Here is an 18,590-nt window from a genome sequence, read left to right as displayed (position 1 = left end):
TTCTATTTAGATATACTATTTTTATTGATTGATCTGACTTTAGAAAAGTACTTACGCAAAAATAAGTATTTTTACGTATTAATACGTATTTTTTGGATTTATTTTTTTAATTTTGATGAAAATAAATGAGGAACAACAAATTAGTTTTTAATCGGTTAAAATTTAGGACTCATGAAAGAAGAGCAAACCGTTTGTTATTCCTGCGTCAATGAAAATTGTTTTATCAAGAAACATCTGCATTTAGAACAGATGGCAGGTTATGTTTCTAAAAAACAAAGTATTACTTGTAAAAAAACAGATCAGTTTATTACAGAAGGTGCGCCGTTGCAAGGTCTTTATTTTATTTGTAAAGGAAAAGCTAAAACAGTAAAAACCGGAATTAACGGTCGTGAACAAATCGTTCGTTTAACCGCAAATGGTGACATTATTGGTTTCCGCGGATTTGGAACGAGTAAACGTTATTTAATTGGTGCTTATGCGCTGGAAGATACGGTTCTGTGTAACTTCAGCAACGAAACTATGCAGGAAATTTTACAGCAAGTTCCTGAATTTACCTATGCTTTAATGTTGTTTTATGCCGAAGAATTGAACAAAAGTGAAAACAATATCCGCAAGATTGCACACATGAATGTTCGCGAACGTGTAATTGATTTGTTGCTTTATATTCATCGCAAATTCGGACAAACGAATGGTTTGATTGATATCGAGCTTACGCGAAAAGAAATTGCAGATTTTGCAGGAACTACAGAAGAACAAGCAATACGTATTTTATCAAGCCTTAAAAAAGAAGCATTGATTAAAACGGAAGGAAAACGTGTTGGGATTTTAGAAGTTTCAGAGTTGAGATCTGAAATTAAGGAGCATAAGTATTTTTAAGGTTCTAAGTTGCTAAGATTCTAAGATGCTAAGATTCTAAGATGCTAAGGTTTGTTGCTGTAAAAATTTTGATTTTTTTTGTAGAGACGCACTGCTGTGCGTCTTTACCGCATGCGTCTCTACGTCGAGTGTAATTTATTTTTTTCTTCCCACAAATCGAATTACAGAACCAGTTCCGTTATGGAATAAGCCTTCGTTTAGTTCAATTTCTTTTTCTTCTAATTCAATGATTTCATAATTAGGGAAATCAGCTTTGATTTCTTCGATTGAAAAGAGAGATTCAATGTCTTTTGGTCCGCCAACTTTTTCGTTTTTGGTAACGTATTCTAGGTGCTTTTTACTGAAAGCTTCAAAAATAATAATACCATCTTTTCGTAAAAGTTTGTCAAGTTGTTTATGAATTTCAGATTTTATGGTAGCTGGAAAATGTGCATAGATTAAAGCAATCGCATCAAATTGTCCCTCTTGAAAATCTAAAGTTTCCAATTCGCCAACTTGATAATCAAGTGAGACATTATTGTTTTCTGCCAAACGAAGCGCTTTGTTTCTGCCTTCTTCGCTAATATCAAAAGCGGAAACTTGCCAACCTAATTTTGCAGCAAAAATGGCATTTCTTCCTTCGCCTTCAGCAGGAAAAAGAATAGTGCCTATTTCTAGTTTTTTAATTTGTTCTTTAAGGTAATTGTTGGGTTCTTCGCCATATGCAAATTCTTCGCTTTTATAACGGTCGTCCCAACGCTGAGTCCAAGTGTTGTTCATAGTTTATATATTGAATTTAACGATTAAAGGTTTGTGGTCGCTGTACAAAGTCCAATCTTTATAGGAGCCAACTTCCACGCTTTCTAAAACTTCCATAAAATCATTTGAAGCAAAGCAGTAATCAAGATGATAGGGTTTATTTTCATGACGATACAAATACCAAGTTGGATGTTTTTCTTTGCCTTGAATCTGATTGAAGTATTTGTGATAGGTGCTAAAAATATTCTTTTCGGCCAATTTATTTACAACTGTTGTATGATTTCCTTCTCGACGCGGTTTGTCCCAAATAGAATTGCTGTTGAAATCGCCAATTAGTATGGTATTACTTTCTTTGATTAAATCTTCATAAAAATGAATTGCTTTCCAAATCTGAGTTATATAAGCGCCCTCTTTATCTGCAGGGTTATTAGCCCAAATTGCAAATAAAGTAAAGTCAATTTTTCCGCCTGTTACGGCAATTGGAAGGATGTTTTTGAAAGTTGGATTATGGCATTCTAACAATTGAAATCTATAATCTCCAAACGAAAAAATGCCAATTCCTTTATTAGGATTTGCGCCATACCAAAGAATATCCGAAGGTAATTTTATGCCATCTTGAAATTTGAGTTTTTCAGGACTTTCGCACTCAGAAATTACAGCAATATCAGGATTCAAAGCTTGAATATATTGAGCTTTTTTTCTGAATGCCATGTTGCAATTCCAAGCGATTAGTTTCATTATTTTAATGGATTTAAATTGATTTTACAATCCTGTTTTCTGCTTTTTTTCAATTTCATTTTTCCATTGTTCTCTGTTCGTTACAACAAATTGTTCTTTTAAACCATTTTCGGTTCTTATTAATAATCCGTTGTTGACCATTCCTAAAGTTTTTTCAAATTCTATTAAAGTAACATCCTTTAAATTAATTATACATTCGTGTTTTTGTATAAAATTAAGGATGTTGGTTTGAAAGATTAGTTGATTATCTGTTAAGTATAGATTACCACCAACTGCGATTCCATTTAAGTAATGATTTGCTCTTCCAGAATAGATTATATTTTTTAATTCTTGAAAATTAATTTCTTTATTGTTTATGTGGGCAAACATCTTAAAATAAGATATTATTGTAATAAAAATAAACATAAAGACAGCAGTGAAAAGTATAACATTAAAATTATATTCTCCTTTGTGACTAATATAAAGGGTTAAAAAGATACTTGTGCTTAATCCTAATATTAACGAATATTTTAGTCTTTTCACAGTTTTTTGCTTTCAGATTGATTAATAAAGAAAAGTTTTTGTTGCTAACGAAAGTACAAATTATAGCATAATGTTGCTTTCATAATTTCGTCAAAAAAAATACCCTTTTCCAAAACTGAAAAAGGGTAAGATATACTATGTTTTAAGTAATACTTTTATGAGATTAGCCAACAAATTTTGTTTCGCCACTGTTTACATCAATTTCAGCAAAATTATGTTTTCCGATCACGATAAGCAGTTTGTCTGAATTATAACCAACATATCTAATTTCAGGTTCTCCTTTTTTTGGTTTTCCGCAAACAGAAATTACATTGGTTTGCCATTTCAATTTGCTTCTTTTGTAGGCAGAAATGGTTTGTAAATCGTTCTCAACATAATAAACAATGTTGTTTTTCTTGATTCCTCTTTTTTGCGTTTTGGCAAAATTTATTTCAGAGTTTTTAGAAATTAATGCATCATTGTACTTTTGAGCAATGCCTGTTTGTGTGACAATAAAAGTCACCAATGACAATTTTAGAAATGGTTTCATTAGGATAGAATTGGGGGTTCATAATCGCTTCAAATATAAATAATTAAAACAAATAATGAAGTTTTTGGGGAGGAAAAAAAATCCCTTTTTCCGAAATGGGAAAAAGGGATTTTTTATGAGTTAATTTTAAAGAAAAATTATTTTTTCCAGCTAAAAATTCTTGGATTCACAGAAACCATTAACCATGCCCAATTGTTGGTATGACCGGCATCTCCCGTTTTAATAAATTCCATCGTTTTAGATCCGAACATTTGAGAATAACCTCCTGTAACTGTAATGTCTTTTTTGAAATTATATCCAAAAGTTGCATCAACTTCAGTTCCTAAATAAGAATCCATTTTTTCGTTAAGAGGAACATTCACTACATCCGCTGCAGATAAAAACACGTGCGGAATCAAAGCAAATTGCCACTTGTTTACATTGTAATTCAATTTGATAAAAATATCTTGTAAACCAACATTTTTCAAATGATTTCCAACATAAAAGTAATCCATGTAACCATTAAATCCGTGGTTGGTTCCAAAAATTGGGTTAAAAGATTTAATTACTGTGCTTCCATCATTTGAATCTTTACCTGATAAAAATTCGTAACCTAAACCAGCTTTAAACGAATTAGTGATGCTGTAATTAATGTTTGCGGCAGCATTCCAAGCGCTAACTTGCTGATCGGTACTTTTTCCAGTTTGCCCATACAGCCAAAAACTGGTATCAATTTTATCTTTTTTATAAGTTAAGTAAGGACCAAAAGTTTGCATGTAATCTACCAGAATTTTGCTCTCTGGAGTATTTGGATTACGAGTAAATTCGTAACCTGTATTGAGTACTAAAAAGCTTGCGCCTAATTTTTCGCTAAATTGGTTATGATACCAAGCATATTGCATTGCTTTATAATTGGCCACAGTATAAGGAGTTTGTACAACATTCTCTGCTGTTGAATTGTAAGCACCTCCAAAATCTAATTTTTGAGTTTCGTCATGAAAAGAAACCGTTAACGCATCGTGGCTTTGGCCTTGCTGTGCCCAATCCATTTCACCAAGAATACGCTGATTATCATAAGAAAGAACCTGACGTCCCATTCTGGCACTCCATTTTTCAGTGAAATTATATTGCGCCCAAGCTTCAAAAACAGCGACTCCATTTTTATCAGCAACTGTAGCAGGAGCAACATCTCCCCATGTTCTTGTGTTTTGGAAAGTTAATTTTAAAATTAAATCGTCTTGTTTGAAATTAATGTTTAGACGAGAACGCTGTGAAATTTGAGAAGTTCCTTTTTGTCCTTCTTGTAAAAGTTGCTTGTAACCGTTACGATATTCAAAACGCGGTCTAATTTGAAGATTTACATCTAATTCTTGGGCTTGTATTTCAAAACTTAATCCTACGATAAGTATTAAAATTAGTTTAAGTTTTTTCATAAAATTCTTGTATTTATATCGGAGGTAAATTTATAAGAAAATGCCGTCATAAACTATGATTAAGATCATATTTCTAATTTTTTTTTAATCTAAGTCTAATATGCAGGCTCTAATTTTGCGTTACTTACTTTAACTTCTTTTTTCTTAGATAGTTGTGTAATAGTGTAATGCATCCACACTAAGCAGACCGTTGAAAAGATTAAAATAAAAATCCATGAACTTGACCAGATTCCGGTTGCAGTTAATAAATATCCAAAGATAATTGGTCCAAAGAATCCGCCTAAACCGCCAATCATTCCAACCATTCCGCCTACAACTCCAACTTCATTTGGGAAGTATTCTGGAATATGTTTGTAAACCGCCGCTTTTCCAATTCCCCAAGAAATTCCAATTAGAATTACTAAAATTAAAAACACCCACATATTGGCGTCAAATTTAATAACGGTTACTCCTTTAGCTATCAGTTCTTTTTTAGCTACACTTTGATTATTTGTGACTACAACATCTTGCCAGCTTGTAGAAGTTGGAAAAATAGCATTTTCATTACCATTGGCTGTTTTTTGCGCAATTGGATATTCTTTATCTCCAATTTTTACGGTTTTGTCGCTGATTACGTTTACAACGCCTTTTTTTGCCGCTAAGATTCCAGGGCCAGAAGTTGTAATTTCCATTTTAGGAATCGACAATAAAGCACTCAAAATTACCGAAGAGCCCAAAACCCAATACATTACTTTTCTAGCTCCGAATTTATCAGATAAATAGCCTCCCAAAGCTCTGATTACTCCAGATGGTAAACTAAACATTGTTGCAAACATTCCTCCCATAACCAAACTCGTTTGGTAAACATTCATGAAATTTGGCAATAACCATTGAGAATAAGCTACAAAACAACCGAAAACTAAGAAGTAGTAGGCTCCAAAACGCCAAACTCTTTGTGATTTTAGGGGGGTAAGCATTTGTGAAATAGTTTTACCGTTGCTTTCTATTTTTTTGTTTTGAGCAAAAATTAAAAAAGCAACACCAATTACGACCAATGAAATAGCGTAAATAATCGGAAGAACTTTCCAGCCATTTTGCGGATCATCAATAGAGAAATGGTTTAATAGAGAGGGAGCTAAAAAAGTGGTAATTGCTGCGCCTGCATTTCCCATTCCGAATATTCCCAAAGCGCGTCCTTGCCATTCTTTTGGATACCAGATAGACGTGTAGCCAATTCCGACTGCAAAACTGGTTCCGACCATTCCGAAGAAGAAACTAAGTACGGCAAACATGAAAAAACTGTCGGCGTAGGGAAGGAGGAATAACGGAATTGAGCTTAGAAGGAGTAAAAGCGAAAAAACATACTTTCCGCCAAATTTATCGGTTAAAATTCCAATTGGAAGACGCATGATTGAACCTGTTAAAATTGGAATGCCCAAAAGCCATCCAACTTGTATAACATCCCAATGGAAAATTCCGTTATCGACTAAGAAGGTTACCAGAACCCCGTTTAATGTCCAGCAGGCAAAACACACTGTAAATGCCAGTGTGTTCAAAAATAAAATTTTGTGTGATTGCGATAGTGAGTTTGTATTTTTCATAGCACTTATATTTTTATGTAAAAATAAGTACTATAACTTAGTTAAAACCTGCTAAAACGCAGTTTTTGAAAAATAATTACGTATTTATACGTATTTTTTAAATTAAAGAATACTCAGTCGCTTTGTTTGAAAGCTCCATTAGGTTTTTTACTTTCAGTTTTTTCATTAAGTTGAAACGGTGCACTTCGGCAGTTCTTTTACTGATGTCAAGCGCTTCAGCGATTTCTTTATTTCCTTTTCCCGATAAAAGAAGCGTCAAGATTTCTTTTTCTCTTTTTGTAATCATCATTTCTTCACCCAAGCTTTGCTTAGGTTCTAAAGATGGTGATGAATTAGTAAGTTGACTGATTAAAATGGAAGAAATATCACCGCTGAAATATTTGCCTCCAACAGCAACACTGTGTAATGCTTTTAGGAATTCTTCTTTGCTCGAACCTTTCAGTAAATAACCATCGGCGCCAGCTTTTATCGATTTCAACACATATTCTTCTGATTCATGCATAGAAAGCATGATGATTTTTACGTTGTTATTCTCACTTCTAAGTTTTTCTACTACCTCGATACCAGTTAAGTTAGGCATGCGAATATCTACTATAAGTAAATCTGGTTGCGTTACGGCAACTACTTCCAGAGCATCTGCACCATCGATTGCTTCGCCTACAACCTCAATGTTTGCTTCATTTTCCAGTAAGGATTTGATTCCGTCTCTAACAAAAACATGGTCATCTGCCAGTACTACTCGAATGATATTGCTCATAGTTTACTTAATTTTGATTCTCGATTTTTACGTATATTCATCTAAAAAGAAGATGCTAATATACGTACTTTTTTTAAAAGTAAATTCCAATATTAAAATTTCTAATGTTGGAAATTCTAAATTTCATTGGATGGTCAACTTTCTCAAAGTTTTCTAAACATAAAGTTTGTCATTCTGAGGAACGAAGAATCACACGCGGGATTCTACAAAGATTGACGATTCAGATTGTTATTTTTTTGCACGCAGATTCCGCAGATTTAAGCAGATTTTTTTGTTCTAAAACGGTTAAATGATTTTCAAATATTGTGGATTTAGATTGCGGAGTTTCTAGTGTGATCCTTCGTTCCTCAGGAGAACAAAAAATGCTGGAAAGATCTTGTGTTAAACTTAGATCATCTTTTGAAAAACAACTGCCCGCGATAGGGATAGAAGCAAGCTACCGAAGTAGCGCGGATAGCCCGACAGCATCCCGATAAGAGGGCGAATAAACACAAAGTAATTTTGGCCCTCTTGTCGGGATGGTGGCTCGCCCATAATAATTAGATAATGTGGTAATTTGATAATTAGATAATGTTTTGAAATACTTTATATATTGTGGAATTATCTAATTATCAAATTTTCGAATTGACACATTACCAAATTATTTAAGAATAGGAATATTGAACGTAATTCTCGTTCCTTCGCCTAGAATAGAGTTCATGAAAACACGTCCGTTAATGTATTGGATTCTTTCTTTCATGAATAAAAGTCCCATTCCAGATTCGCTGTTACGTTTTTTGTCAACTGAATTCACGTCGAAACCTTTTCCGTTATCGTCTACGATGATGCTTAAAAGTGTTTCGCTGTGCGAAAGCTGCACAATAATATGTGACGATTCCGCATATTTAATCGCGTTATTGATCGCTTCTTGCGTGAGACGATAAATGTTGATTTCGATTAAGGAATCTAAACGCTGGTCAAAATCGGTTTTGTTGTAAAACAGGATTTCTTTTCCGGTTAGTTTTGAAAGTTCTTGAGTGAGTTTTGCTAAAGAAGAAACGATTCCGTGATCGCTTAATTCTGGTGGCATTAGGTTGAAAGTTGCCGTGCGGACACCTTTTATAATGTCAAGCGAAAGTTTCTTTAAATACTCAATTTTTTGTTCTGATTTTTCTCTATCGTCCAGATTAATGCTTTCTAAACTGAACTTTAAACCGGTAAGCATTTGTCCGATTCCGTCGTGAATTTCTTTGGCGATTCGGTTTTGTTCGTTTTCCTGATTTTCAACGATTTTGCTCGAAATGATCTTTTGCTGATTGATTTTTTCGGTTGTATTTTCAAGGTTTAAGCGTTCTACTTCGCGCTGTGCTTTTTTGCGTTCTGTGATGTTGAAACAAACAATCAAAAGTTCCAGTTCGTCTTTTTTGATCATTACGGGAACCATCGACAAATCAAGCCAGATTTCTTTTTCGTCTTTATTTATAATTTTGATTTCGCCTTGCCAGCCGCTACGCTGTTTTTCGAAAATTAAACGGTCAAAATTAACCTGTTCTTTTTCGTCTTCAGTCAGTACTTCGGAGAATTTTTTGTTAGATGAAAATTTGGTATAATTTAAAAGTTTTGCGAATTTTTCTCCAATATGAATAATCGAGCCATCAGGTGAAATTCGGCAATACAATAAAGTATTTTCCATCGCATAATTGAGCGATTTTAGCTCTTTTACCGAGTTTTCTTTGATTTCGGAGATAATTTCCGTGTCGTATGCGAGTTTTAAAGCTTTCTTTTCAGAAGATAAAAGTTGGGCAATTAACCTTTCGATTTTCTTATTTGTCGGTTTGAAAATGAAGAAGAATTCCAGAAGCAGAACAAGTAATGTAAAACCAAAAATCCAATATTCGATTCGGCGCTGTTCGGTTACTTTTTCATGCGCTTCAAGATCATATTGGGTTACAATCTGATTCATTTTTGAAAGGAAAATGCCTTCGTTTTCCAAAATAATCTGAACCAATTTTTGATTTTCAGAAGCCGATTTTTTCTGTTGTAAATGCAATAGAAAAGAATCTGTAGTTTCTGCAATTTTATTGAAAATCGGATTGATTTCTAGATACAATTTGTTTAGCGTTTCGCTTTTTTCTTTTGGAAAACCTAAACTGTCATTTCCATTTTCAAGTGCATTTTGATTTTTCTTCCAAAGCTCTAGAACTTCTTTTAAATGCGAAGTTTTTTTGGCTGTAGCCGAATCAGAAACGTAATGTAAAATGAGAACTTCTTTTACAATTTTCTGGCTTAGCATTCTTTGTTTACCAGAAAAATTGATAATCTTAGAATCGCTTAACTGCTGATTCAGATTGTATTGTACTAAAAACTGACTTATAATTATAGTTAAGGCAATAGTAAGAAGCGCAAAAAAATACAGACGGCGTAAATTTTTGAAAGTGATTTTTTCTGCAGCTTCCTGATTGCTTTTTTTCATTCGAAGATAATATTTGTCTTTCTATAGGAAAATGGAATTCGCTTTAGCTCATTTCATATCTTTTTTACAATCCTAAAGAAGCTTTTATTAGGTTTAAATTTTCTTCAGAATAATTTATTTTTAAAGCTTCCTGATGTCCTTTGTCCGACATTTTATCCCAGGTTTTCTTGATGATATTTTTTAGCTTTTCTTCATCATGTTTGTGAACAAAAGGTTCTAAGTAAAATTCTAAAAACACCAAACAAATTACATCTTCCAGTAATTGTGTTTCAGCATCTTTTTTAAGTAGTTTTTTTTCAATTAAGAAAGAAACACGATCTATGAAAGTCTGATCGTAACCTGCTTTTTGAAGAATTTCAGCAGTAGTTTTTGCATGGAATTTTTTCAATTCTTCTCTCCATTTCAAATAACCCACGCGATCCATTGGGTAAGATTCTCGGGCAACTTTCCATCGACAGATGTGTTGCGCTTTTGATGCAATCTGAATTTCTTCTGACGCATTCGGTTCAAATTGCATCAGTTTTTTATACATCCTGTTTGAATACAATAATTCTTTTGGATATTCGGTGTTTTGGTCTAATTCGATGTTTGGATCTTGAGCGTTTTCAGCGTCAATCCATTGGCTTGCTTTTTGAAAAGGTGTAGTCATTTTTTGGTTTGATAATAGAATTTCAAAGATACGGAATTAGTAAATAGGTGAAATGTGAAATGTGACTAGTAAAAAGTGAAAAATGAGAATAGACTTTTCAGTACTAAAATTCATATAACATCTTACTTTTAACATACCACAATTTTTCTAATCTACAAATCCAACAAAAACTTCATCTTCAACAATCTTAATCGGATAAGTGGCAATGCTGTATTCTTCGCCGTTTAAATTTGAACCGTCAACAAGAGAAAAAGTCTTTTTATGCATTGGACAAGCGATTTTAGGAATATCATCTGCAGATCCTGTCATTCCTCTTGAAAGCACCATTTCCATTTTGTGCGGACAAGCATTTTGACAAGCGTACCATTCGTTGCGACGCGTAAAATTAAAAATAGCAATTTGTTTGTTTTTGTATTTGATACAGCCTCCTCGGTTACTTGGAAAATCTTCTACTTTACCAGCTTTGAACCAAATTGTTGCATCGTTTGCGTGAACTGTTTCGTATTGATTTAAGATTTCTTCCATTTTGATTGAGTTTTGTGTTCCTGTTTCTTAGCCCTCTTTTTACAATCAAGAGAGATTTGATGGCGCAGTAAAAAAGAGGGTAAGAAGGACAGCAAACGTTAAATGATTTTTTTTTCTTTTTTTTTGGAGCTTTATTGTGTTTTGCCACAAAGACGCTAAGTTTTTTCTTTAAGCTTTTGTAATTTGACTTTGCGTCTTTGCGTCTTTGCGAGATTAAAAAATTTTTTACGACCAAGCTTTTGGCATTTTTTGATCTCTTAACGGAACAAAAGCGATGTTATCGTCTTTCTCGTCTGAGTTCACAAAATGATTGAAGCGTTTTAATAATCTTGGTTTTTCCAGCACTTGTTTCCATTCGCATTCGAAAGTGTTTACTAAAGTCTGCATTTCGGCTTCAAGCGTTTCACAAATTCCTAAACTGTCTTCGATGATTACTTGTTTTAGATAGTCTAAACCTCCGTCCAGTTTTTCTAACCAAGTTGAAGTTCTAATAAGCGGACCAGCAGTGCGTATGTAATACATTAAGAAACGATCCATGTATTTGATTACGGTTTCTTTGTCGATTTTTTCAGCCAATAAAACGGCATGTTTTGGATTCGCGCCACCATTTCCTGCGATGTATAAATTCCATCCGCCTTCAACAGCGATTAATCCGAAATCTTTTCCGCGGGCTTCGGCGCATTCGCGAATGCAGGCAGAAACACCACCTTTTAATTTATGCGGAGAACGAATTCCTTTATATCTGTTTTCTAGCTCGATGGCAAATCCAGCGCTGTCGTCCATTCCGTAACGGCACCAAGCATTTCCAACACAGCTTTTTACAGCACGAAGCGATTTTCCGTAAGCGTGACCGCTTTCAAAACCATTTTCAATTAAGATTTTCCAAATTTTTGGCAAATCACTTAAATGTGCGCCAAATAAGTCGACTCTTTGCGCTCCCGTAATTTTAGTGTACAAATCGAATTGTTTTGCCACTTCTCCAATTACGATTAATTTTTCGGCTGTAATTTCACCTCCCGCAACTCTTGGAACAACAGAATACGTTCCGTTTCTTTGAATATTGGCTAAAAATCTATCGTTTGTATCTTGAGTAGTAACGTGTTTATTTGCCGTATCATTATAAATACTAGAAAAGATAGAAGCGACAACAGGTTTGCAAATTTCACAACCATCACCTTTTCCATGATGATCCAGAACATCATAAAAATTCTCATATTTATTGATTTTTACCAAATCGAATAATTCCTGACGTGTATAACTGAAATGCTCGCAGATAACTTCTTTTACTTCTTTTCCTAAAGACTTTTGAGTGGCTTTTACCAAATCTGAAACCATTGGTTTACAGCCTCCACAACCAGAAGTTGCTTTTGTTGCCTTCACTACATCGGAAAGTGTAGCACAAGATTCGTCTAGAATTTTACAGCAAATAGCACCTTTTGTTACGTTTTCGCAAGAACAGATTACAGCTGTATCTGGCAAATCCATTACACTTCCCAAAGAAGAACCTTCAGAGCCATCGCGAGAACCTAAAATCAAATCTTCTGGATTTTTAGGTAATGCCATTTCGTTAATATAAATCTGAAAAAGTGAATTGTAATCGCTAGAATCTCCAACTAAAATTCCACCTAAAAGCTTTTTAGAATCCTTTGTAACGTTGATTCTTTTATAAACGCCGCTTAATTTATTTTCATAAATAATAGCTGTAACGTCATTATTTTCAACAAAAGGATCACCAAAACTCGCAACTTCAACACCAATTAATTTCAATTGTGTTGACATATCGATGGTTTCTCTCATGGTTTTATCACCATTTAAGATTTGCTCTGCAGCTACATCTGCCATTTCGTAACCTGGAGCAACAAGTCCGTAAATGTTTTGATTGTACAATGCCGCTTCGCCAATTGCAAAAATAGAAGGATCTGATGTTCGCATTTGATTGTCTACCACAATTCCACCTCTTACGCCAACTTCAAGTCCTGAAACTCTGGCCAGCTCGTCGCGAGGCTTAATTCCAGCCGATATAACCAACATGTCTACTTTTAACAATTCGTCGTTTGTAAACATCATTCCTGTTATACTTTCCTTTCCGTCAATATATTGCGTTGCTTTGTTGAGATGAATTCCGATGTTTAATTCTTCTATTTTTGATTGAAGCATATCACTTGCGCCTTGATCCAATTGTCTCGGCATCAAACGCGGAGCAAATTCCACCACATGCGGATTCAATCCTAAATCTCGAACGGCTTTTGCTGCCTCTAATCCTAATAAACCGCCACCTAAAACAGCTGCTTCGGTTGCGCCTTTTTGTTTTATTTTTTTCGCGTAAGCCATAATAGCATCAAGATCTTCGATGGTTCTGTAGACAAAAACACCTTCTTTTTCTACACCTTCAATTGGTGGTACAAAAGCCGAAGAACCTGTTGCTAAAACTAAGTAGTCGTACGTATGTGTTTTGTTTAAGTGTGTATGAATAGTTTTTGCATCACGATTAATATCTGTAATTAGTTCAGATGTATTTAGAATAATGTTGTTTTCAGCATACCATTGGCTTGTTGAAAGGGAGAGATCGTCTGCCGTTTTTCCTCCAAAGTATTCACTTAAGTGAACGCGATCGTAGGCGCGTCTTGGCTCTTCCCCAAATACTGTGATTTGATACTTTTCTTGTCCTGATTTTGCAACAAACTTTTCGCAAAATTTATAACCAACCATGCCGTTTCCAACTACTATTACTCTAATCATGATTTCTTTAATTAAGTATTACTACGCAAATATAAGTATTTATACTTATAAAAATACGTAAACAAAATATTTTTTAAGTGGTAAATAGGTTCGGTTTACTACGTATTTTGTCTTAATCTTTTACGTGGTGCGGGTTTTGAAGAATTTGTTCCTTACTTAGTTTTTTTAAATTTGAAAGGATTCTAAATAAGCGTTTCGAAAAAATATCGTAAATTCATAAGAATTTTACAGATGTTTTATAAAAAGAATATTTTTTAAACTAAGATCTTATGAAAAAATTACTTTCAATATTGTTATTAGCAGCTTTAATAATCGGCTGTAAAACGACTGCAAACAAAGAATCTGGCACAACATCTTCTGTAAGTTCAACAGAAGAAGATTTAAAATATTATTTTAAAGGAACTGGAAATGAGCCATTTTGGGGAATCAAAATGGGGAATGAAGAAATCGTTTTTACATCATTAATTCCTGGCAAGGAAAAAATCACTTTTCCCGCAGTTGATGCAATTAGGACTATGGATGCCAATGTGAAAATGTATAAGATAAGTAATGAAAATACTTCGGCAACAATTACGATTCAGCAATTGGATTGTCAGGATTCTATGTCTGGAGCAATTTCACCTTATAGTGTAAAAGTTGAAATCAAAAATAATTCGGAATTAGAAATAAAGAAGCTCAGCGGTTGCGGAAAATATCTTACCGATTATAGACTTCACGATATTTGGGTTTTGGAAGAATTGAATGGATATAAAGTTTTTGCAACCGATTTTCAAAAGGAATTTCCAAGACTTGAAATTAATTCTGCAGAAAATAGATTCTCTGGCTTTGGAGGCTGTAATTCGATAACGGGACAAATCTTTTTTGAAAAAGATGTTTTGCGTTTTACTAAAGTGATTTCAACTTTAATGGCTTGTCCGCAAGGAAATAAAGAAGGTGAGTTTTTAAAAGCTTTGCAAAGCACAACAACATATTCTATTGGAAATAATCAATTGACTTTGTCGAATCCTTCTGCGAAATTGGCTGTTTTTAAGAAGGTAGATTAGAGTTTTAAAATGTCGTATTGTATCTAAAAAAAAACCTATTCGGCTCTTGTTTATATTAGCAGTAAAATATTTTTGCAGAATAAAACTTACAATATTTATTTTACATGAAAAGGATTTTAATGTTATTAATTGCAATGGTGTTAGTTTGCAGTTGTAAATCGACTAAAGAAACGAAAACAACCAATTCTAGTAGTGAAGGCTTAGTTGAAAAGAAATTACAGCAAACTTGGATTTTGGAAAACTTAAACGGGAAAGTTATTACTGATAAAGATTTTTTAAGTTCTCCAAAAATTGTAATTACGCCATCTGCATTTTCTGGATCGACAGGATGTAATGCTGTAAAGGGTAATTTAGTTTCAAAAGGTGATGGGAAAATTCAATTTTTAAATTTCACAACAGAAACTAAAAAATGTGATGCAAAAAAAGAAGGTGAATTCACGCAGTTGTTAAAAACGACATCTGGTTATTCTATTAAGGATAATAAACTTTTCCTTTCAAACCAATTTGGACTTACAATGTCTTTTAAAAAGGGTTAATTAAAAAAGAAAGGCTTCGATTTATTTCGAAGCCTTTTTTTTTGATAAAATATTGTTACTCAAACAATTCTTTAGGATCTTCTTCATTTTCTGATTCTTCTTCAATAAAATCCAATTCCAAAGCTTTTACGCTTTGAACCGCATTTCCAGCAATACCACGAATTGAACCGTACATTCCTAAAGTATTGTGAACTACTTTTTCGATTTGTTTTTCGCGTTGTTTCCAAATTCTCTGCATTGCTCTTTTTTCAGAATCGAGATCGCTTTGCATTTGCGTAAAACCTTCTACAATTCCTTCAATCTGCAAACGGAATTCGTTGCTTGTAAGGAAATCATATAACATAGACATTTTATCGCCTTTATTTTCCTGCGCCTGAACCGCTTGATTGATCTGAATTAAAGATTGACGCAAGACAGCGCTTAAACCTTTAAATTCTTCATAAGTACAAATCCAGATTCCATCACGCATTCCCATTCGGTCCATTCCTGAAGGCATAACTTCAGTAACCAAAACACCAATATTGGCTCTTTTAGTTCTAATATCATTTTTGAATTTTTCAATCCATGAAGGTTGAAACGCTTTTGTTCTTTTACTTTCGTAATAAATAGAACCGCAATTTTGATGTTCTCTTGTGTTTACAACTTGAAGACAATCGGCGCCGTTTGCACCTTTCTTAATTTCATCAATGCTATCAAGAGGGAAGTTGTTGGCAAGCCATTCTTCAATCGCCAATTCCATTACTTCGCCCTGCAATTGCATTGAGCCTTGTTCCTGCTTGCGTTTCATTTCTTCGGTCAGCTTTTTTTGTTCTTCAAGCTGTTTCTGAAGTTCTTTGAATTTTAATTCGTTTTTATCGTCTTCCTGTTTTCTGATTTTTTCGCGTTCCAGAGTCAATTGAACATTCAATTGTTTTTCGGCTTCGGCCTGAATAGCATCTTTCATTTCCAGTTTTTCGCGCTGTAATTTGGCTATTTCACCTTCCATTTTATTTAATTCCCTGATTTTTTCCGATTTTTCAGAGAGTTCTTTTTCCATCAATAACAAACGATCTTTGTTTTCTTCCTCAAGTTTCGCTTTTAGTTTTTCTGAAATTTCTTTTTCAGCCGTTTTTTTCTCGCGCTCCAAACGTTCAGCAAAAAGTTCGTTTTCCTGTTTTTTCTTCGCTTCAAATTCGGACTTGGCTTTTTCCAATTGTTCGTTTTTAAGCTCTAATTCGCGGTTTTGAACATTTGCTTTTTGCTGGAATTCTTTACGGATGCTGTCTTCCAACTGATGTTTTAAAACATCATTGACATCGATAGGTGTTCCGCAGTTTGGACACTGAATTGAAGATTGCTCGGCCATTTTATATTGAAATTTTATTGTAGAATTTGAATTTGCTAAGATATTTAAAAGTTCTCTTTTTGTGATACGGATTACTGTACTAAATTGTAACGATTTTTTTTATATGGCACGAAGGCGATAAGACGCGAAGTTTTTTTCTACAGATTAAAAAGATTGAATAGGATTTTCTCTCATTTTTTGTCATCCTGACGAAGGAAGGATCACACACGTAACTCGACAAAGATTGGCGATTCTGTTTGCGGAATTTCTTGTGTGATCCTTCCTTCGTCAGGATGACAAACTATACGCTTCTTTCTGCTTAAAAAAACTTAGCTTCTTAGCGCCTTTGCGGCAATAAAAACTCAACCGCAGATCGAGTAATCTCAGATTCATCTTCCTTTGCAGTGATAATTGAAACATTCGTATATAAATTCACTTTTTTCAATTCGATAAAACCAATTTCAGTATCTTGATTGTTTTTGGCAATGTTTGATGGAACAATTGAAATTCCCAATCCGTTTTTGACTAATTGTACAATGGAGTTGATGTTATTGGCTTCGTGAATAATCTTCGGCGTAAAGCCATAAAAAGCGCAAAGTTCTAATAAAACTTCATGATAATGTGGCGCATAATCTTTATTGAAGAAAACAAACGTTTCGTCTTTTAGGTTTGCAATTTCATTTTCTGATTTTATCTGAAAAGAACTTTTATTATAAACCAATGAAAATCCATCTTTAAACCATAAATGTGATTTTATTTTTGCAGAATGAATTGGCGATCTAATTATTCCCATTTCAATTTTTCCTTGCTCTAAAGCATCAATCTGTTTGGTGGTGGAAATCTCGAAAAGTTTGAAATTGACATACGGAAACTGCGCTTTCAGATGTTTGATCAAATCTGAAATGACAGAAGAATAAATCGAACTGATGTAAGCAATTCTAAATTCGCCCGAAATATTCTCTGCAATCTTTTTTGTTTTTGCTGAAATGCGTTCCAGATTCTGAAAAAGCGCTGTTACTTCTTCTTTAAAATATTTTCCAGCTTCGGTAAGTTCTACTTTTTTATTGTTCCTGATGAAAAGTTTTGCCTGAAGTTCGTCTTCCAGTTCTGCTATTTGTCGGCTCAATGGTGGCTGCGAAATAAAGAGTTTTTCTGAGGCTTTGGTGAAATTCAGTTCTTCGGCGACCGCTAAGAAATATTTTAAGTGACGTAATTCCATGATACCTTTAAAGTATTATTAATTGATAAAAATAGTATTTTTAAAGTATTTATGAAAGAGGTAGTTTTGAATAAAATAATTCTCTCGCAGATTTTGCAGATTGGGCAGATTATTAATTTTAGATGAATCATCTTAATCATAATAATATCCCAATCATATAATAGCAAAAAGATTCGCTCAATCTGCTTGATCTGCGAGAGATTAAAAAAACAAAAGGCCATGAAAAAATCAACTATTGAAGAAATCAAAGAACGATTTGACAATGATGTCGAACGATTTTCGAATTTAGAAACTGGACAAGTGGCCACAATTGATGCTACTATTTCTTTAGAATTAATAACAGAAGCCTCAAAGCGAATTGTTCCAAATGCTACATCCATTTTAGATGTTGGCTGTGGAGCCGGAAATTACACGTTAATGATGTTATCTAAAGTGCCAAATTTAAACTGTACTTTGGTCGATTTGAGTTTGCCAATGTTGGATCGCGCTTTTGAAAGAGTTTCGGCAGTAACAAATGGAAAAGTAGAAATCAAACAAGGCGATATTCGTGAAGTAGCTTTAGAAGAAAACAGTTTTGACATTATTTTGGCTGGTGCTGTTTTGCATCATTTGAGAGACGATCAGGATTGGGAAACTACTTTCGTTAAACTATTTAAATTATTAAAACAGGGCGGTTGTTTGATGATTTCTGATTTGATCACGCAAGACACAGAATTATTGAATGAATATACTTGGCAACGTTATGGCGAATATTTAGAAGGAATAGGAGGGGCAGAGTATCGTCAGAAAGTTTTGGATTATATCGAAAAGGAAGATTCGCCAAGATCTATGAATTATCAATTGGATTTAATGAAAAAAGTAGGTTTTTCAAAAGTCGAAATATTGCATAAAAACATGTGTTTCGGAGCTTTTGGAGGAATTAAATAATTGTTTTTTTTTTTGCCACGAATT

Annotated in this window: 17 protein-coding genes; 4 read left to right on the top strand and 13 right to left on the bottom strand. The window is 33.8% G+C overall.

Going from position 1 to position 18,590, the window contains the following annotated elements; translation table 11 throughout:
• Positions 1-171 precede the first annotated feature (171 nt).
• Positions 172-876 carry a Crp/Fnr family transcriptional regulator gene (locus tag QLQ95_RS00740; protein WP_482502201.1) on the top strand — a complete coding sequence of 235 codons (705 nt, stop codon included), beginning with the start codon at positions 172-174 and terminating at the stop codon, positions 874-876.
• Between the two features lie 135 nt (positions 877-1,011).
• Here the strand turns inward: QLQ95_RS00740 and QLQ95_RS00735 are convergent, their stop codons facing one another.
• From QLQ95_RS00735 to nirB, 11 genes are all read right to left on the bottom strand, one after another.
• Positions 1,012-1,635, bottom strand: a complete 624-nt coding sequence (locus tag QLQ95_RS00735; RefSeq protein WP_482502200.1) for a class I SAM-dependent methyltransferase — start codon at positions 1,633-1,635, stop codon at positions 1,012-1,014.
• Between the two features lie 3 nt (positions 1,636-1,638).
• Positions 1,639-2,352, bottom strand: a complete 714-nt coding sequence (locus QLQ95_RS00730; protein ID WP_482502198.1) for an exonuclease/endonuclease/phosphatase family protein — start codon at positions 2,350-2,352, stop codon at positions 1,639-1,641.
• Positions 2,353-2,376: 24 nt separating this feature from the next.
• The gene (locus QLQ95_RS00725; protein WP_482502197.1) at positions 2,377-2,874 is read right to left on the bottom strand and encodes a GRAM domain-containing protein; all 498 of its coding nucleotides are present in this window, start codon (positions 2,872-2,874) and stop codon (positions 2,377-2,379) included.
• Positions 2,875-3,037: 163 nt separating this feature from the next.
• Positions 3,038-3,403: a hypothetical protein gene (locus tag QLQ95_RS00720; RefSeq protein WP_095930462.1), complete on the bottom strand. Its 366-nt coding sequence runs from the start codon at positions 3,401-3,403 to the stop codon at positions 3,038-3,040.
• A 137-nt stretch (positions 3,404-3,540) separates the two neighbouring features.
• Entirely contained in the window at positions 3,541-4,815 is a 1,275-nt protein-coding gene (locus QLQ95_RS00715; protein ID WP_482502195.1) for an alginate export family protein, read from the bottom strand.
• Positions 4,816-4,910: 95 nt separating this feature from the next.
• Entirely contained in the window at positions 4,911-6,395 is a 1,485-nt protein-coding gene (locus tag QLQ95_RS00710) for an MFS transporter (RefSeq protein ID WP_320492058.1), read from the bottom strand.
• Positions 6,396-6,492: 97 nt separating this feature from the next.
• Positions 6,493-7,152: a response regulator gene (locus QLQ95_RS00705; RefSeq protein WP_482502193.1), complete on the bottom strand. Its 660-nt coding sequence runs from the start codon at positions 7,150-7,152 to the stop codon at positions 6,493-6,495.
• Positions 7,153-7,792: 640 nt separating this feature from the next.
• Positions 7,793-9,604: an ATP-binding protein gene (locus QLQ95_RS00700; protein WP_482502191.1), complete on the bottom strand. Its 1,812-nt coding sequence runs from the start codon at positions 9,602-9,604 to the stop codon at positions 7,793-7,795.
• Between the two features lie 64 nt (positions 9,605-9,668).
• Positions 9,669-10,253, bottom strand: coding sequence for a DUF4202 domain-containing protein (locus QLQ95_RS00695; protein ID WP_320492055.1), 585 nt, complete (start codon positions 10,251-10,253; stop codon positions 9,669-9,671).
• A gap of 147 nt (positions 10,254-10,400) precedes the next feature.
• Positions 10,401-10,778: a nitrite reductase small subunit NirD gene (gene nirD / locus QLQ95_RS00690; RefSeq protein ID WP_320492054.1), complete on the bottom strand. Its 378-nt coding sequence runs from the start codon at positions 10,776-10,778 to the stop codon at positions 10,401-10,403.
• 225 nt (positions 10,779-11,003) lie between these two features.
• A complete protein-coding gene (nirB, locus tag QLQ95_RS00685) occupies positions 11,004-13,517 on the bottom strand; it encodes a nitrite reductase large subunit NirB (RefSeq protein WP_320492053.1) in 2,514 nt (837 codons plus the stop codon).
• 269 nt (positions 13,518-13,786) lie between these two features.
• On the opposite strand from nirB, the gene QLQ95_RS00680 reads away from it, so the two are divergent.
• On the top strand, positions 13,787-14,560 hold the full coding sequence (locus QLQ95_RS00680) for an META domain-containing protein (protein ID WP_482502189.1): 774 nt from the start codon (positions 13,787-13,789) through the stop codon (positions 14,558-14,560).
• Positions 14,561-14,664: 104 nt separating this feature from the next.
• Complete coding sequence (locus QLQ95_RS00675; RefSeq protein ID WP_428237355.1) at positions 14,665-15,096, top strand: META domain-containing protein; 432 nt, start codon at positions 14,665-14,667, stop codon at positions 15,094-15,096.
• Between the two features lie 55 nt (positions 15,097-15,151).
• Here QLQ95_RS00675 and QLQ95_RS00670 read toward each other — a convergent pair whose 3' ends face one another.
• Both QLQ95_RS00670 and QLQ95_RS00665 read right to left on the bottom strand, forming a co-directional pair.
• Entirely contained in the window at positions 15,152-16,441 is a 1,290-nt protein-coding gene (locus tag QLQ95_RS00670; protein WP_428237356.1) for a DUF2130 domain-containing protein, read from the bottom strand.
• Positions 16,442-16,757: 316 nt separating this feature from the next.
• On the bottom strand, positions 16,758-17,639 hold the full coding sequence (locus tag QLQ95_RS00665) for a LysR family transcriptional regulator (protein ID WP_428237357.1): 882 nt from the start codon (positions 17,637-17,639) through the stop codon (positions 16,758-16,760).
• Between the two features lie 219 nt (positions 17,640-17,858).
• On the opposite strand from QLQ95_RS00665, the gene QLQ95_RS00660 reads away from it, so the two are divergent.
• Entirely contained in the window at positions 17,859-18,566 is a 708-nt protein-coding gene (locus QLQ95_RS00660) for a class I SAM-dependent methyltransferase (RefSeq protein WP_428237358.1), read from the top strand.
• The last annotated feature ends 24 nt before the right edge of the window (positions 18,567-18,590 follow it).

The organism is Flavobacterium sp. B330r, from assembly GCF_056824325.1.
Note: the sequence above shows the minus strand (reverse complement) of the source record. Positions and strands in the feature narration are given on the sequence as shown.

Bases quoted from the DNA above. Each gene is read 5' to 3' on its own strand.
- QLQ95_RS00740 (WP_482502201.1), top strand. From the start codon at position 172: ATGAAAGAAGAGCAAACCGTTTGTTATTCCTGCGTCAATGAAAATTGT.
- QLQ95_RS00735 (WP_482502200.1), bottom strand. From the start codon at position 1,635: ATGAACAACACTTGGACTCAGCGTTGGGACGACCGTTATAAAAGCGAA.
- QLQ95_RS00730 (WP_482502198.1), bottom strand. From the start codon at position 2,352: ATGAAACTAATCGCTTGGAATTGCAACATGGCATTCAGAAAAAAAGCT.
- QLQ95_RS00720 (WP_095930462.1), bottom strand. From the start codon at position 3,403: ATGAAACCATTTCTAAAATTGTCATTGGTGACTTTTATTGTCACACAA.
- QLQ95_RS00715 (WP_482502195.1), bottom strand. From the start codon at position 4,815: ATGAAAAAACTTAAACTAATTTTAATACTTATCGTAGGATTAAGTTTT.
- QLQ95_RS00710 (WP_320492058.1), bottom strand. From the start codon at position 6,395: ATGAAAAATACAAACTCACTATCGCAATCACACAAAATTTTATTTTTG.
- QLQ95_RS00705 (WP_482502193.1), bottom strand. From the start codon at position 7,152: ATGAGCAATATCATTCGAGTAGTACTGGCAGATGACCATGTTTTTGTT.
- QLQ95_RS00700 (WP_482502191.1), bottom strand. From the start codon at position 9,604: ATGAAAAAAAGCAATCAGGAAGCTGCAGAAAAAATCACTTTCAAAAAT.
- QLQ95_RS00695 (WP_320492055.1), bottom strand. From the start codon at position 10,253: ATGACTACACCTTTTCAAAAAGCAAGCCAATGGATTGACGCTGAAAAC.
- nirD (WP_320492054.1), bottom strand. From the start codon at position 10,778: ATGGAAGAAATCTTAAATCAATACGAAACAGTTCACGCAAACGATGCA.
- nirB (WP_320492053.1), bottom strand. From the start codon at position 13,517: ATGATTAGAGTAATAGTAGTTGGAAACGGCATGGTTGGTTATAAATTT.
- QLQ95_RS00680 (WP_482502189.1), top strand. From the start codon at position 13,787: ATGAAAAAATTACTTTCAATATTGTTATTAGCAGCTTTAATAATCGGC.
- QLQ95_RS00675 (WP_428237355.1), top strand. From the start codon at position 14,665: ATGAAAAGGATTTTAATGTTATTAATTGCAATGGTGTTAGTTTGCAGT.
- QLQ95_RS00670 (WP_428237356.1), bottom strand. From the start codon at position 16,441: ATGGCCGAGCAATCTTCAATTCAGTGTCCAAACTGCGGAACACCTATC.
- QLQ95_RS00665 (WP_428237357.1), bottom strand. From the start codon at position 17,639: ATGGAATTACGTCACTTAAAATATTTCTTAGCGGTCGCCGAAGAACTG.
- QLQ95_RS00660 (WP_428237358.1), top strand. From the start codon at position 17,859: ATGAAAAAATCAACTATTGAAGAAATCAAAGAACGATTTGACAATGAT.